This is a genomic window from Streptomyces sp. NPDC001156 (assembly GCF_053598275.1).
In genome coordinates, this window is sequence record NZ_JBSFJX010000013.1 from 101847 (window position 1) to 116634 (window position 14788).

13 protein-coding genes are annotated in these 14788 nt (G+C 72.9%); all 13 read left to right on the top strand.

Annotated elements, in window-relative coordinates:
- Positions 1–282: 282 nt before the first annotated feature.
- The 13 genes from ACWDA7_RS09980 (at position 283) to ACWDA7_RS10040 (ending at position 14490) form a co-directional block, all read left to right on the top strand.
- Positions 283–837: a DUF2617 family protein gene (locus ACWDA7_RS09980; RefSeq protein WP_450603651.1), complete on the top strand. Its 555-nt coding sequence runs from the start codon at positions 283–285 to the stop codon at positions 835–837.
- Between the two features lie 79 nt (positions 838–916).
- Positions 917–2569 (top strand): polyamine aminopropyltransferase, encoded by a 1653-nt coding sequence (locus ACWDA7_RS09985; protein WP_450603653.1) that lies wholly within the window; start codon positions 917–919, stop codon positions 2567–2569.
- A gap of 79 nt (positions 2570–2648) precedes the next feature.
- Complete coding sequence (locus tag ACWDA7_RS09990) at positions 2649–3605, top strand: SRPBCC family protein (protein WP_450603654.1); 957 nt, start codon at positions 2649–2651, stop codon at positions 3603–3605.
- A 64-nt stretch (positions 3606–3669) separates the two neighbouring features.
- Positions 3670–4458 (top strand): aldose epimerase family protein, encoded by a 789-nt coding sequence (locus tag ACWDA7_RS09995; RefSeq protein ID WP_450603655.1) that lies wholly within the window; start codon positions 3670–3672, stop codon positions 4456–4458.
- A gap of 45 nt (positions 4459–4503) precedes the next feature.
- Positions 4504–5076 carry an orotate phosphoribosyltransferase gene (gene pyrE / locus ACWDA7_RS10000; RefSeq protein WP_450603656.1) on the top strand — a complete coding sequence of 191 codons (573 nt, stop codon included), beginning with the start codon at positions 4504–4506 and terminating at the stop codon, positions 5074–5076.
- 138 nt (positions 5077–5214) lie between these two features.
- A complete protein-coding gene (fbaA, locus tag ACWDA7_RS10005; RefSeq protein WP_450603657.1) occupies positions 5215–6246 on the top strand; it encodes a class II fructose-bisphosphate aldolase in 1032 nt (343 codons plus the stop codon).
- Positions 6247–6362: 116 nt separating this feature from the next.
- Complete coding sequence (locus ACWDA7_RS10010; protein WP_450603658.1) at positions 6363–7862, top strand: MFS transporter; 1500 nt, start codon at positions 6363–6365, stop codon at positions 7860–7862.
- 174 nt (positions 7863–8036) lie between these two features.
- Positions 8037–8450: a DUF3151 domain-containing protein gene (locus ACWDA7_RS10015; RefSeq protein WP_450603659.1), complete on the top strand. Its 414-nt coding sequence runs from the start codon at positions 8037–8039 to the stop codon at positions 8448–8450.
- 146 nt (positions 8451–8596) lie between these two features.
- Positions 8597–9445, top strand: coding sequence for a tryptophan 2,3-dioxygenase family protein (locus ACWDA7_RS10020; protein ID WP_359395644.1), 849 nt, complete (start codon positions 8597–8599; stop codon positions 9443–9445).
- Positions 9438–10631, top strand: a complete 1194-nt coding sequence (kynU, locus tag ACWDA7_RS10025) for a kynureninase (RefSeq protein ID WP_450603660.1) — start codon at positions 9438–9440, stop codon at positions 10629–10631. Before ACWDA7_RS10020 ends, kynU begins: the two co-directional genes overlap by 8 nt.
- Positions 10632–11215: 584 nt before the next feature.
- Positions 11216–12265, top strand: a complete 1050-nt coding sequence (locus ACWDA7_RS10030; RefSeq protein ID WP_450603661.1) for an alpha/beta hydrolase — start codon at positions 11216–11218, stop codon at positions 12263–12265.
- A gap of 85 nt (positions 12266–12350) precedes the next feature.
- Entirely contained in the window at positions 12351–13283 is a 933-nt protein-coding gene (locus ACWDA7_RS10035; protein ID WP_450603662.1) for an alpha/beta hydrolase, read from the top strand.
- Entirely contained in the window at positions 13276–14490 is a 1215-nt protein-coding gene (locus tag ACWDA7_RS10040; RefSeq protein ID WP_450603663.1) for an acyltransferase family protein, read from the top strand. Before ACWDA7_RS10035 ends, ACWDA7_RS10040 begins: the two co-directional genes overlap by 8 nt.
- Positions 14491–14788 lie beyond the last annotated feature (298 nt).

Here is a 14788-nt window from a genome sequence, read left to right on the forward strand (position 1 = left end):
GGATCAACGCTCCAGGCGCACGCCATAGTTGAACAATTGCGCTGCTGAGCCCCCGGTGGGATGGAAACCCTACGAACTTGGGTAAAAACGCTGTTGCGGCGCCGCAGTTCATGATTCCCTTTCAACTATCAACGCAGCCCCGGACGCCCGTCCTGAAGGCGTTCTGCCCGTCCGGGCCGACCCGGACGGCGCGCCGACCGGCTGAGCCGGCCGAACCTCCGGTGCCGACCGGGGAGCGCCGGAACCCCTCCCCGTTTTTTCGCGTGCTAGCGGAGCCGATCCATGCTCACGACCCTGAACACCTCCTACACCGACACGCGCGCGGCCGACCTCGCCTGGACCCTGGGGCGCGAGCCGCTGCCTGCGCTGGCCACGCTCGACCTGGAACTCGAGGGCACACAGCTTCAGTTGAGACTGCTCGGCGCGTCCCACCAGGTACTTCTGGAGGAGGAGCGCGGCACGTGCTCGGAGACGGTGGCGTGCATCGCGGGCTCCAGCACACCCCTGCCCCTGGGCGTCGCCAAGCGGGTCGGCGACTGGGAGTACGAGTTCGCGGCACGGGTGGAGGTGCTGTCCCCCGGCTCCTTCGCGGGTCGCGCCCAGGAGCTGCTGGCCCTGGTCTCCGACCATCCCCACGGCCTGGCGGGCGTCTTCCCGGGCAGCCCGCACGCGTTCACGGCGATGCTGGCCCAGCACCACGAGGGCCAGGTCCATTGGCGCACCTGGCACGCGTACCCGCAGGACGGGCAGTTGGTGGCGACGCGGACCCGGGTCGGGGTGAAGGTGCCGGCCCGGCCGGGTCCCGCCCGGTCCCGGCTGAGCCCCTCCGGAGTGTGAGGAGAGGTCACGTCGTGCCGGGCATTTCCACACGTGTGGGTGACGAGGCCCAGCGCAGGTGTGACGTAGCGTTCCGACCGTGATCGAATCGCACGCGCCCGCACCCCCCGGGGTGCCACGGCCCAGGGGCGAGGGCGGCCAGAACCGGTCGCGGCTGCCCGTACGCCCCGGCACCGGACGGTTCCTGGTGCTCGCCGGCGTGTTCGTCTGTGCGGCCTGCGGTCTCGTGTACGAACTCGAACTGGTCGCCCTGGCCTCGTACTTGATCGGGGACTCGGTCACCCAGGCCTCGGTCGTGCTCTCGGTGATGGTCTTCGCGATGGGCGTCGGCTCACTGGCCGCGAAACGGCTTCGCGGCCGTGCCGCGGCCGGCTTCGGCGCGGTGGAGGCGGCGCTCGCCCTCGTCGGCGGCTGCAGTGCGATGGCCCTGTACGCGGTCTTCGCCTGGACCGGCGACTGGGGTGGCGTCTGGTCCGGCGGGCCGCGCTGTCTGCTGGTCGCCTTCTCGCTGGCCATCGGCCTGCTCATCGGTGCCGAGGTCCCCCTGCTGATGGAGCTGATCCAGCGGATCCGCCGCCAGGACGCGGGCGGGGCGGTGGCCGATCTGTTCGCGGCGGACTACGTGGGCGCGCTGGTCGGCGGGCTCGCCTTCCCCTTCCTGCTGCTCCCGCAGCTCGGTCAGCTGACCGGCACCCTGCTCACCGGCGCGATCAACGCGGTCGCGGGCGGCGCCCTCGTCCTCGGCCTGTTCCGCCGCGACCTCTCCCGCCGCGGCCGCAGGCTGCTCCTGGTCGCCAACCTCGTGGTGCTGGGCGTGCTCGCCGCGGCGGCCGTCCTGGTCGACGACTTCGAACGAGCGGCCCGCCAGGCGGTGTACGGCGGCCATGTACGGGTCGCGGTGCACAGCGGCCTGCACGAGGTGGTGCTGAGCGGTGGGACCCACGGCCGCCCGCTGGCCCTGTTCCTCGACGGACGGCTGCGGGTGAGCGGCCGTGACGAGCGCCTCTACCACGAGGCGCTGGTGCACCCGGCGATGAGCGGCGGCCGGCAGGCGCGCGTGCTCGTCCTCGGCGGCGGCGACGGCCTCGCGGCGCGCGAGGTGCTGCGCCATCCGGGAGTCTCGCGGGTCGACGTGATCGAGCCCGACCCGGCGGTGGTCCGGCTCGCCCGCCGCGACCCGGCACTGTCCGCACTGAACGGCCACGCCCTCGCCGACCCGCGTGTCCATGTGTGCACGGCGGACGTGTTCCGCTGGCTCAGACACACCCGGCGCACCTACGACGTGGTGATCGCCGACCTCCCCGACCCGGGCAGCACGGCGAGCACGAAGCTGTACTCGCAGGAGTTCTACGGCCTGTCCCGCCGCGTGCTCGCGCCCGGTGGCCGGCTGGTGGTGCACGCGGGCCCGGTGACCTCCCGCCCACGCGTCTTCTGGACGGTGGAGGCGACGATACGGGCGGCCGGGCTGCGCACGGCCCCGTACCGCGTCGGCGGACGCGCCTCAGGTCCTGCGAAGGACCCGGGCCGCTCGCCCGGCGCGGCCGCCGCACCGCGCGACTGGGGATTCGTGCTCGCCGCCCGTACCCGTCCCGTCCTGGGCCTCGACCCGGACGCCCCTCGCCCGCGCACGCTGACCGAGGCGTCCCTGCGGGCGGACGCGCGGGGGGCGGCGCGCACCCGGGTGCCGGGACTGCCCCCGTCGACGCTGGTGCACCCCAGGTACGCCGGCTGAGCCCGCGCGGTTGCCCGGCCGAGACAAAACCCGTGATGCAGGGGTGCGGTTCGGGCCCTGCTGGGTAGGCTCGGCTGGTATGGAGCATGAGGTGTTCGTTCCGGTTCCTGCCGAGCGGCTCAGTGAGGCGCTGGCCGATCCCGCGCGGCTGGCCCGTGCGATCCCCGGGCTCCAGCGGGACGCGGACACCGGGCCGGTCGCGGGTCGGCTGAAGGTGCGCGTCGCCGGCCACACGATCACCTACCGCGGCGCTCTGCGGGTCACCGGACAGGACGACGGCTCGTACGCCGTGGAGGCCGAGGCGACGGAGGCCCGGGGCACCGGCACGGTGAAGCTGTCCCTGACCGTGCGCCTGATCCCGGCCGAGGGCGGCACGACGGTCGCGTTCTCCGGCACGGCGGCCGCCGCCGGCCGGATCACGGAACTGCCCGGCGATGCGGTGGCCTCCGCGGGGACCCGGCTGCTGGGGCGGTTCGCGGAGGGCCTGGCCGGGGAGGAGGCCGATACGGCCGCGGAGCCCGCCGGGGGCAAGGAAACTGACGCGCCGTCGGGGAAGCCGGTGGCCGAGGGGCCGGAGGACACATCGGGCCACGCGCCCGCCGGGAAGCCGGAGGTCGCGTCGCGGGAGACGCCCCCCGCCTCGCAGGACACCCCGGAGGCGGCCGCGGAACCCCCTGCCGCCGCCCCGTCGGTCCACGACGCCGAGATCCCCCCGTCGTACCTGGATCCCTTCGCCGACGACGACTTCGCCGACGAGGACGACTTCGTTGACGAGGACGAGCCCGAGGAGGGGCTCGTGGTCGACGGCTTCGACGTGGAGGGCGAGCCGCCCGCGGAGGCGGCACACGCCCGGCGCACCATGATCGGCCGTAGCGCGGAAGAGGTCGACCACGCGCCCCCGCGCGGCCGCTATGCCCCCGTCCCCGCCCCCGAGACCATGTCGGCCGGTACGACCCTGCGCTGGGCGGCCCCGGCGGCGGCCCTGATCGTGGCCTCCGCCATCGTGGCCGGCCGGATGCTCCGGCGCCGCCGCTGACCCGCGGGCCACGCCACATCGGCGTCGTCGCACGCGCTCTTGATCGGCCCAGTAGGGTCGCCTCGTGAGTAACGACGAGATCACGTTGACCGCGGGAGACGCGGAGGTCGCACTGGCACCCGGGAACGGCGGACGCGTGCGGAGTCTGCGCGTCGGCGGTATGGAACTGCTGAGGCAGGGCGAGCGGTTCGGGTGCTTCCCCATGGTCCCCTGGTGCGGCCGGATCCGGGACGGCATGTTCCGCGACGGCGGCACGGTCCACCGGATGCCCCTCAACTCGCCGCCGCACGCCATCCACGGCACCGCGCGCGACGGCGCCTGGCGCGTGGCGCGCGCCGATCCCGCCGAGGCCGTCCTCACCTACGACCTGGTCGCTCCCTGGCCCTATCCGGGCCGCGTCACCCAGCTCGTCACGCTCGCCGAGGACTCACTCACGCTCACCATGTCCGTGGAGACGTACGACTCCTCGTTCCCGGCCCAGATCGGCTGGCACCCGTGGTTCAACCGCACCCTCGACGGCCAGGACGCGCGCATCGACTTCAGCCCCGCCTGGCAGGAGGAGCGCGGCGAGGACCATCTGCCCACCGGCAACCGCATCGACCCGCGGCCCGGCCCCTGGGACGACTGCTTCGGGATGCCCGGCGGCGTCGACGTCACCCTCACCTGGCCGGAGCGGCTGGAACTGAGGGTCACCAGCCGTGAGGAGTGGGTGGTGGTCTACGACGAGCAGTCCGAGGCGGTGTGCGTGGAGCCGCAGACGGGTCCGCCGAATGGCCTCAACACCCTTCCGCGGCTGGTCACGCCCATCGAGCCGCTGGAGGCCACGACGACGTGGACCTGGCGCCGTCCGTAGGCGCGGGGGAGTCCGGGGGTCGGGGGCGCGCTTAAGCTGACTCGTATGAGTGACGTCTACGCAGGAACGCCGTCAAGTGCGCGCACCGCGCTGCTGCAGCAGATCAAGGACAAGGCCGTGGTGCACGGCAAGGTGACCCTCTCCTCGGGCCTGGAAGCCGACTACTACGTCGACCTGCGCCGCATCACCCTCGACGGCGAGGCCGCCCCGCTGGTGGGCCAGGTGCTGCTGGACCTGACCGCCGACCTGGACTTCGACGCGGTGGGCGGGCTGACCATGGGCGCGGACCCGGTCGCGGCCGCCATGCTGCACGCGGCGGCGGCACGCGGCCGGAAGCTGGACGCCTTCGTCGTGCGCAAGGCCGCCAAGGCCCACGGGCTGCAGCGGCGGGTGGAGGGCCCGGAGATCGAGGGGCGCCGTGTCCTGGTCGTCGAGGACACCTCCACCACCGGCGGGTCCCCGCTCACCGCGGTGGAGGCGGTGCGCGAGGCGGGGGCCGAGGTGGTCGCCGTCGCGACGATCGTCGACCGGGCCACGGGCGCGGCCGAGAAGATCGAGGCGGGAGCCGGGGTCCCGTACCGGTTCGCGTACTCGAAGGACGAACTGGGGCTGGACTGACGACGCGGTCATCCACAGGCTGGACAGGGTGTCCGAAGCATCCGGTCCCGTCTGGAAAGATGGGCCCGACGATGACGTCGCACCCTAGGTCAGGGCCGTAAGTACGCAGAACGCACCCGCACATACAAGGAGCGGACCATGCCCATCGCAACCCCCGAGGTCTACAACGAGATGCTCGACCGGGCGAAGGCAGGCAAGTTCGCCTACCCGGCCATCAACGTGACCTCGTCCCAGACCCTGCACGCTGCTCTGCGCGGCTTCGCGGAGGCCGAGAGCGACGGCATCGTCCAGATCTCGACGGGCGGCGCCGAGTTCCTGGGCGGCCAGTACCAGAAGGACATGGTCACCGGCGCCGTGGCCCTGGCCGAGTTCGCGCACATCGTTGCCGAGAAGTACCCGGTCAACATCGCCCTGCACACGGACCACTGCCCGAAGGACAAGCTCGACGGGTACGTACGTCCGCTGCTCGCGATCTCCGAGGAGCGCGTCGCCCGCGGCGAGAACCCGCTCTTCCAGTCCCACATGTGGGACGGATCGGCGGAGACCCTCGCCGACAACCTGAAGATCGCTCAGGAGCTGCTGGAGCGCGCCCGCGCCGCCAAGATCATCCTCGAGGTCGAGATCACCCCCACCGGCGGTGAGGAGGACGGCGTCTCGCACGAGATCAACGACTCCCTCTACACCACGGCCGAGGACGCGATCCGCACGGCGGAGGCGCTGGGCCTCGGCGACAAGGGCCGTTACCTGCTGGCCGCCTCGTTCGGCAATGTCCACGGCGTGTACAAGCCGGGCAACGTGGTGCTGCGCCCCGACCTGCTGAAGGAGCTGACCGACGGCGTGGTCACGAAGTTCGGCCTGCCGGCCGGGAGCAAGCCGTTCAACTTCGTCTTCCACGGCGGTTCGGGCTCCAGCAAGGAGGAGATCCTGACGGCGCTGGAGAACGGCGTGGTCAAGATGAACATCGACACGGACACCCAGTACGCCTTCACGCGTCCGGTCGCCGACCACATGCTGAAGAACTACGACGGCGTCCTGAAGGTCGACGGCGAGGTCGGCTCCAAGAAGGCCTATGACCCGCGTACCTGGGGCAAGCTGGCGGAGGTGTCCATGTCCAAGCGCGTCATCGAGGCCTGCGACAACCTCCGTTCCGCGGGCACGAAGATCAAGTAAGACCGATCGCCCAAGTGCGCACCCGGCGGCCCTCCGCCGCCGGGTCGCGCGCCCGTCCCGGGGCCGACGGCGGAGCGGATCTGGCCCGGCGGCACCGGACGCGGGATGATCCGAACATGGCCGCCACCGCACAGCAGGTACCTGCCATCAGGATCGCCTCCGCGCAGGGGAAATGGATTCTCCTGACGACCGTCCTCGGCTCCAGCATGGCCCTGCTGGACTCCACCGTCGTCAATGTCGCCCTGCCCCGCATCGGCAAGGATCTCCATACGAACCTCGCCGCCCTGCAGTGGACCGTCAACGCGTACCTGGTCACGCTCGCGGGTCTGATCCTGCTGGGCGGGGCCCTCGGAGACCGCTTCGGCCGCCGCAAGGTCTTCGTCGTCGGAGTCGTCTGGTTCGCGAGCGCCTCCCTCCTGTGCGGCCTCGCCCCCCATTCCGGTGTCCTCATCGCCGCCCGCGCCCTGCAGGGCATCGGCGGCGCCCTTCTGACCCCCGGCTCGCTCGCGCTGATCCAAGGCTCCTTCCACCCCGACGACCGCGCACGCGCCGTGGGACTGTGGTCCGGGTTCGGCGGTATCGGCGCCGCCGTCGGCCCCTTCCTCGGCGGCTGGCTCGTCGACGGGCCGGGCTGGCGCTGGGTCTTCCTCCTCAACGTCCCGCTCGCCCTGCTCTGCGCGCCCATCGCCGTCAAGCACGTACCGGAATCCGCGGATCCGCGCGCCCACGGCCGTTTCGACGTCCTCGGTGCCGCCCTCGGCGCCCTGGCCCTCGCCCTCGTCACCTACGCCCTGATCGAGGCCCGCGGCGGCTCCGTGGCCGTGCCCCTCACGGCGATCGCGGGCGTGGCCGCCGGAGTCGCCTTCGTGTACGTCGAAAGGCACCGTGCCAATCCGATGATGCCGCTCGACATCTTCGCGTCCCGCCAGTTCACGGCCGTCAACCTGGTCACCTTCTGCGTCTATGCGGCGTTCGGCGGCTTCTTCTTCCTCACCGCGCTCCAGCTCCAGGTGGTGGCGGGCTACTCACCGCTGCGGGCCGGTACGGCCCTGCTGCCCACGACCGTCCTGATGCTGCTCCTCTCCTCCCGCTCGGGCGCCCTCGCCGAGCGCATCGGGCCGCGTATCCCGCTCACCGTCGGCCCCCTGCTCTGTGCGGGCGGCATGCTGCTCATGTTGCGCGTCGGCAAGGACGCCTCGTACGTCGCCGACGTACTGCCCGCCGTGCTCGTCATGGGCGCGGGCATGGTCACCCTGGTCGCCCCGCTCACCGCCACCGTGCTGGCCTCCGTGGACACCGGCCGGGCGGGCCTGGCCAGCGGCATCAACAACGCAGCGGCCCGCGCGGCCGGTCTGATCGCCGTGGCCGCGTTGCCGCTCCTGACCGCAATGGGCCCGGAGGCGTACCGCTCGGCGGACGCGTTCGACGCCGCCTTCCGCCGGGCCATGCCGCTGTGCGCGGGCATCCTGGCGGCCGGTGCGGTCCTCGCCTTCGCGACCGTCCGCCGCCCGGTGCCACACTGCTGCCGCCCCGAATGCCACACCCACGGCTCCGTGACGGCGCCGCCGCTGGAGCCGCAGCACAAGGCCACGGACCCCGGCGAGAAGCCGGCTTGATCGTCCGCCGCCCTCACCCGGCGCGGCCCTGAGCGGCGGCGCGGGAGCCGAGGACGCCGGCCGGCGGCCGGACGGCGCACCGCTGCGGAACCTCCTGGATCTGGCGGAACCTTCCGTTCCTGAGGGACCCGCGCAACCGTCACCGATCAAGGCCGATGCCTCACACTGGACCCCATGACCGTTCACGAGAACCTCCTCGGGGGCCCGCCCCCGACCCACCTGCCGGACGACCCGGGGCCGCGCGAGCTCCTTGCGAGCGGCACGGCGCCCGCCGACGTCGCCGCCAAGCACCCCTCCTCCTCGCTCGCCTGGGCCCAGCTGGCCGACGACGCGTTCGAGCGGGGCTCGGTCGTCGAGTCGTACGCCTACGCGCGTACGGGCTACCACCGTGGCCTGGACGCCCTGCGACGCAACGGCTGGAAGGGCCATGGCCCCGTGCCCTGGGAGCACGAGCCGAACCGCGGCTTCCTGCGCGCCCTGTACGCCCTCGCGCGCGCCGCGCAGACGATCGGCGAGCAGGAGGAGTACGAGCGCTGCACGCAGTTCCTGAAGGACTCCTCCCCGACGGCGGCCCAGACGCTCGGCTAGCCCCGAAGAGTGCCAAGGCCCGCCTGTGACCAGGCGGGCCTTGCGATGTCCGGGTGTGTTGCGCAGGATGCGGGTGGGGACCGGGGCCCCCGTGCCGGCATCGGCAGGGGCGGACCGCTACCCAGAGCACACATCAGGAGACAGGGATGTCCCACAAGGCTCATCAGTCCGAGGAGACTCAGGAGCCCGAGACCCCGCATCTCGACTTCCAGGGCACGACACCGTACGAGGACTACGTCAAGGCGGATGTGCTCACCCATCTCCAGCACACCCTCTCCGAAGATCCCGGGGAGATGGTCTTCCTGGTCACGACCCAGGTGATGGAGCTGTGGTTCACGGTCATCGTCCACGAGTGGGAGACCGCGGCGCGGGCTCTGCGCGAGGACCGGGTGCCGGTGGCGATCGACGCGCTGAAGAGGTCCGTGCGGGAACTGGAGGCGCTGAACGCGTCCTGGCGGCCCCTCGGCCAGTTGACCCCGGCCCAGTTCAACTCCTACCGCTCCGCCCTCGGCGAGGGCTCAGGCTTCCAGTCCGCCATGTACCGCCGTATGGAGTTCCTGCTCGGCGAGAAGTCCGCCTCCATGCTGGTCCCGCACCGGGGCGCGCCGCGCGTCCACGCGGAGCTCGAGAAGGCCCTGCACGAGCCGAGCCTGTACGACGAGGTGCTGCGGCTGCTCGCACGGCGCGGCCACGCGATCCCGGACACTGTGCTGCGACGTGACGTCTCCCAGCGCTACGAGCCGTCGGCCGAGGTCGAGGCGGCGTGGGTCGCCCTCTACTCCGGGGATCCGATGGACGAGCTCGCGCGGCTGGGCGAGACGATGACCGATGTGGCCGAGCTGGTCTGGCGCTGGCGCAACGACCACCTAGTGGCCACCCGCCGCGCGATGGGCGCCAAGTCCGGCACGGGCGGTTCGGCCGGCGTGGCCTGGCTGGAGAAGCGGACGCAGAAGAACGTGTTCCCCGAGCTGTGGACGGCGCGGTCGTATGTCTGAATCCATCCTGAGAGCGCAGAAGCTGGACGCGGCCGACGAACTGGCGGGGCTGCGCGCCAAGTTCGTGCTCGACGAGACCGTCTACCTGGACGGGAACTCGCTGGGCGCGCTGCCGGCCGCCGTGCCGGAGCGCATGCAGGACGTGGTCCGCAGGCAGTGGGGGTCACTGCGGATCCGGTCCTGGGACGAGAGCGGCTGGTGGACGGCGCCGGAGCGGATCGGCGACCTGATCGCGCCGCTGGTCGGGGCGGCGCCCGGGCAGATCGTGGTGGGCGACTCGACCAGCGTCAACGTCTTCAAGGCACTGGTGGCGGCCGTGCGGCTGGCCGCGGAGGGCGGCGAGGGCCGGGACGAGATCGTGGTCGACGCGACCACGTTCCCCACGGACGGGTACATCGCCGAGTCGGCGGCCCGGATGACCGGCTGCACTCTGCGCCCGGTGCCCCCGGCCGAGGTGCCCGGAGCCCTCACCGGACGTACGGCGGCGGTGCTGCTGAACCACGTCGACTACCGCACGGGCCGGCTGCACGACCTGCCCGGATTGACGGCCGCCGTGCACGCGGCGGGCGCCGTCGCGGTCTGGGACCTGTGCCACAGCGCGGGTGCGCTGCCGGTGGGCCTGGACGAGCACGGGGTCGACCTGGCGGTCGGCTGCACCTACAAGTACCTGAACGGAGGCCCCGGCTCGCCCGCATACCTGTATGTACGGCAGGACCTGCAGGAACACTTCGACTCCCCGCTGCCGGGCTGGAACTCGCACACGGAACCCTTCGGCATGCGGCCGGCCTACGAACCGGCGGCGGGCGCCCTGCGCGGTCGTGTCGGCACCCCGGACATCCTCTCCATGCTCGCCCTGGAGGCGGCGCTGGAGGTGTGGGACGGCGTCTCGATCGACACGGTGCGCGCCAAGTCGCTGGCGCTCACGGACTTCTTCCTGGAGTGCGTGGCGGCCTACGTCCCCGAGGGCGCGGTGGAGTCACTGACCCCGGCCGGGCACGCCGAGCGGGGCAGTCAGGTGGCGCTGCGGTGCCGGGACGCAGGGAACGTGATGAAGCGGCTGATCGACAACGGCGTGGTCGGCGACTTCCGGCCGCCGGACGTGCTGCGCTTCGGTTTCACACCGCTGTACGTGGGATTCGCGGACGCCGAGCGCGCGGCCAGGATCCTGGCGGAGACGCTGTCCTGAGAGAGGGACGGGTCCGCCGGGGCCGTCCTGCTGACCCTGAGGGGGCGTGTCCTGACTGCGGGGCGCGCTCGTCCTCACAGACGGCGTCGTCCGTGACCGACCGCTGTCGTCCGTGACCGGCCCTCCCGGCTGCCCAGTGGTACGCCGGGGAGGCCGTGCGGCGCAGCTCGGCGGCGGCAGACGTGACAGTCGGACGGGCGGCGGCGAGCATGGAGGCACCGGCGGGTCTCCGCCGGGGGACCGGTCGGCGTGCGGTTCCGGCATCCGTGCTCGGCGTGGGAGCGGGCGCGGCGGATCCGTGTGGTTCCGGCATCCGTGCCCGGCGTGGGAGCGGGCCCGGAGGATCCGTGCGGAGCCGCCACCCGTGCCCGGCATGGCAACGGCCCCGCCGGATCCGTGCAGGGCCACAAGGACCCGTGCCGACTCCGCAGATCTCATGCAGAGATCGCAGAAGCGTTTGCTCCTCACCGAGCGTGACCACCCCTCGCCGGTGCACCCCGGACGCCTGATACCGTCCCCGCCAACGGCCGATCACCTTCCGGCCACCGCGCACGAATCTCGTTTCGCCGCTGAGAGGTTGGAGCATGTCCGACGCCGCCCCCCGCGATGCCGCAGAACCGGACGACGCGTCCACCGGAGCCGGCGCGACCGCAGGGGACGCGACCGGCCGAGGAGACGCCCTGGACGGGCAGGCCGCCGCTCGTGCCGCCGCAGCCCGGGACGCCGCGGCACGCGACGCCGCCGAGGAGGCGTCCGCCTTCTCCCATCCGCCGGTGGAGCCGGACGCCACCGCCGCCTACGGCGCCCATCCCGACCAGGTGATCGACTTCTACGCACCGCGCGGGACGGAGCCGGGCGGGGCGCCGGACCGGGCCCCCCTCGTCGTCGTTCTGCACGGCGGCGCTTGGCGGTCGGCCTACGACCGGCGGCACATCACCCCCTTCGCGGACTTCCTGGCCCGCCGGGGCTTCGCCGTGGCCAACGTCGAGTACCGCAGGGGCGCGCTCATCCCGTCCCAGACCGGCGGATCGTCGGCCCCGGACGCGGGCGCGGGCGGTGCCACGGGAGCGGTCGCGGGCCGCTGGCCCGACACGCTCGACGATGTCGCGGCCGCCTTCGACGCGCTTCCTGCGCTGGTCCGCGAGGCGCTGCCGCAGGCCGATCCGCGCCGCATGGTGATCACCGGGCACTCGGCAGGCGGCCACCTCGCGCTGTGGGCGGCGGCCCGCCATGTCCTCCCGTCCGGCTCCCCGTGGCGCACGGACCGTCCGGCACCGCTGCGCGGTGTGGTGGCGCTGGCCCCGATCGCGGACTTCCACGCCGCCGAGAAGCTGGACGTGTGCGGCGGGGCAGTGACCCAGTTCCTGGGCGGCCAGGCGCAATTCGCGGAGCGGCGTCCGCATGTGGACCCGGCGCTGCTGCTGCCCACCGGTATCGCCACCACCCTCGTCCAGGGACGCGCGGATGTCGTGGTCCCGCATGTGGTCGCCGAGGCGTACGCGGATGCGGCGGCGAAGGCGGGCGAGGTCGTCGGCTTCACGCTGCTCGAGGACGTCGGTCACTTCCCGCTGATCGACCCGGCGGCGGACGCGTGCGCCGTGGTGGCGGAGGAGATCGCCCAGTTGGCGTGGTAGCTCCCGAGCCGGCGAGGAAAGAGGCGGGTCGAGGGATGCCCGGGAGTCCCCCGGTCATACCCGTAGTACCTGGGAGCTACCCCGGATGTGGCGCCTGTGCCGCGCCCTGTTGGCCGCGCTGGTCACCGGCGCGGTCGTCGTTCCCCTCTCGGCCGCCGCGCGCCCGCGGATTCCGGCCCCGCCCCCGGCGGCGCTCGCCCCTCTCACGACGGCCGCGCTCACCGGGACGTACGAGGCCAACCGCGCCGACGCCGCCGAGGCGTCCCGTATGGCCGCGGCCCACGGCGATCGGAGCCGCGCCGCGGCGGACCGCGCCATGGCCGCCCCGGACCGCCACCTCCTGGCCTTCGACGGCCGGGGCACGGGCCGGGCCACCGAGGTCCTCGGCGACCTGGCCACGGCGGAACACATCGCGATCCTGGTCCCGGGGTCGGATATGACGCTGGACACCTACGACCGCTTCCGCGCCACCGCGCTCGCCCTGCACACCGCGACCGGACCCCGTACCGCGGTCATCGCCTGGCTCGGCTACGACACACCGCGCATGCTCAGCACGGCCGCGCTCACCACGACCCGGGCCGAGCAGGCCGCACCGGGGCTCGAGGCCTTCGTCCGCCGACTGCGGGCCGCCTTCGGGCCGTTGCCCGGCATCTCCCTCCTCTGCCATTCCTACGGCACGGCGGTGTGCGCCCGTGCGGCCGGCGCCGACGTCCAGGACATCGCCTTGGTCGGCAGCCCCGGCACGGGCCTGGACTCCGTCGCCGGCCTGCACACCCGCGCCCGCGTCTGGGCCGCCCGCGGCGCCGGCGACTGGATCGCGGACGTACCCCACGTCCGCGCGGACCTGTTCGGCACGCGCGTCGGCTTCGGCACGGACCCGGTGTCCCCGGCCTACGGCGCCCGGGTGTTCGCCGCGGGCGACGGCGGCCACAGCGACTACTTCACGCCGGGCTCGGTTCCCCTGGCCAACCTCGCCCGGATCGTCCTCGGCAGGACATCGGAGGTGACCCATGCGTGAACGCGGCGCAGTCAGGCAGCAGTCCCCGGACGGCATACGCGCCACGGCACACCGCATCGACGCGGCCACCCCCGCGGAACGGGACCGCGCGGTGGACGCCCTGCGCGCCTTCGCGATCCTCGGCGTCGTGCTGGGGCACTGGCTGGTGACCGCGCTGGTCGCGGACGGCGGGGCCCTGCATACGGCCGGCCCGCTGCACTTCATGCCCTGGCTCGCCCCGATCTCCTGGGCGTTCCAGACGCTCGCCGTGTTCTTCCTGGTGGGCGGCCATGTGGCCACGAGGAGTTATGCCTCGGCCCGTGCGCGAGGAGTCCCCTACGGACAGTGGCTCCGCGCCCGTCTGAGCCGGCTGTTCAGACCGGTGACGGCGCTCGTGGCCCTGTGGGCGGTGGCCGCGTGCTGCCTGCTCGCGGCCGGCGCGGACGTCGGCACGGTGCACACCCTCGTGAAGCTCGCCCTCTCACCCCTGTGGTTCCTGCTGGTCTTCGCGGCCCTCACGGCGGCGACACCGCTGCTGACCCGGCTCAACCCGCTGTGGCCGCTGGCCGTCGTTCTCCATGTGGACCTCATCCGCTTCGGACTCGGCGGCCCCTCCTGGCTCGGCTGGGTGAATCTGGCGGCAGGCTGGCTCGTTCCGTTCTCGCTGGGCGCCGCCTGGACGCGCGGGGAGCTGGAGGGCCGCCGGGCCGGTCTGGTGCTGCTCTCGGCCGGGGCCGCGGCGACGGCGGGGCTGGTGGCATGGGCGGGTTACCCGGCGTCGATGGTCGGCGTGCCGGGCGCTCCGGTCTCCAATCTGAATCCGCCGACCCTGGCCGCGGTCACCTTCGGTCTGGCCCAGTGCGGACTCGCGCTCGTGCTGCGTGAACCGCTGCGCCGGTGGATGCGCCGCCCCCTGGTCTGGGTGGCGGTGGCGCTGGTGAACCTCTCCGCGATGACGATCTTCCTGTGGCACCAGACGGCTCTGATGGCGACCACGGCGGCGGGACTCCTCGCGGGCCGTCTGCCGGGCCTGCACACCGTCCCGGACGATCTGGCCTGGGTGGCGTTCCGCCTTGCCTGGCTCCCGGTCTTCGGCCTCGCGCTCGCCGTGTGCTGGTCCGCCTTCCGCACCTGCGAGCAGGGCGGCCGGCGCCGCACCGGGGCCGGCCGGTCCCGCGTGGTCCGCGTCCACCGGCGCTCCGGTTCCACGACGCCTCATGGTGCCTAAGAGTCATCCCGTGATGGGATGCCGTCCGACCAGTTCCTGTTCGGGTGCGCCGCCTGTGGGGGGTGCGTTCCCTGCTGGGGCGGCTGTTCCGACGTGGGCCTTGTGCCGCTCGCGCGCGGGTCGGGTCTCATTCGGGGTGGGCCGGTACCGGTCGGTGGTATTTCGTCGAGCAGAGGCCCGCTGGCCGGGAACTCCCGGACGGCGGACTGCCGCGTGGGTGCGGCCCCTGCGGGGGTGGGCACCGCGCTGCGGTTGACTCGACAGGGCTTCTTGCAGCCCTTGTGAGTACAAAATCTGT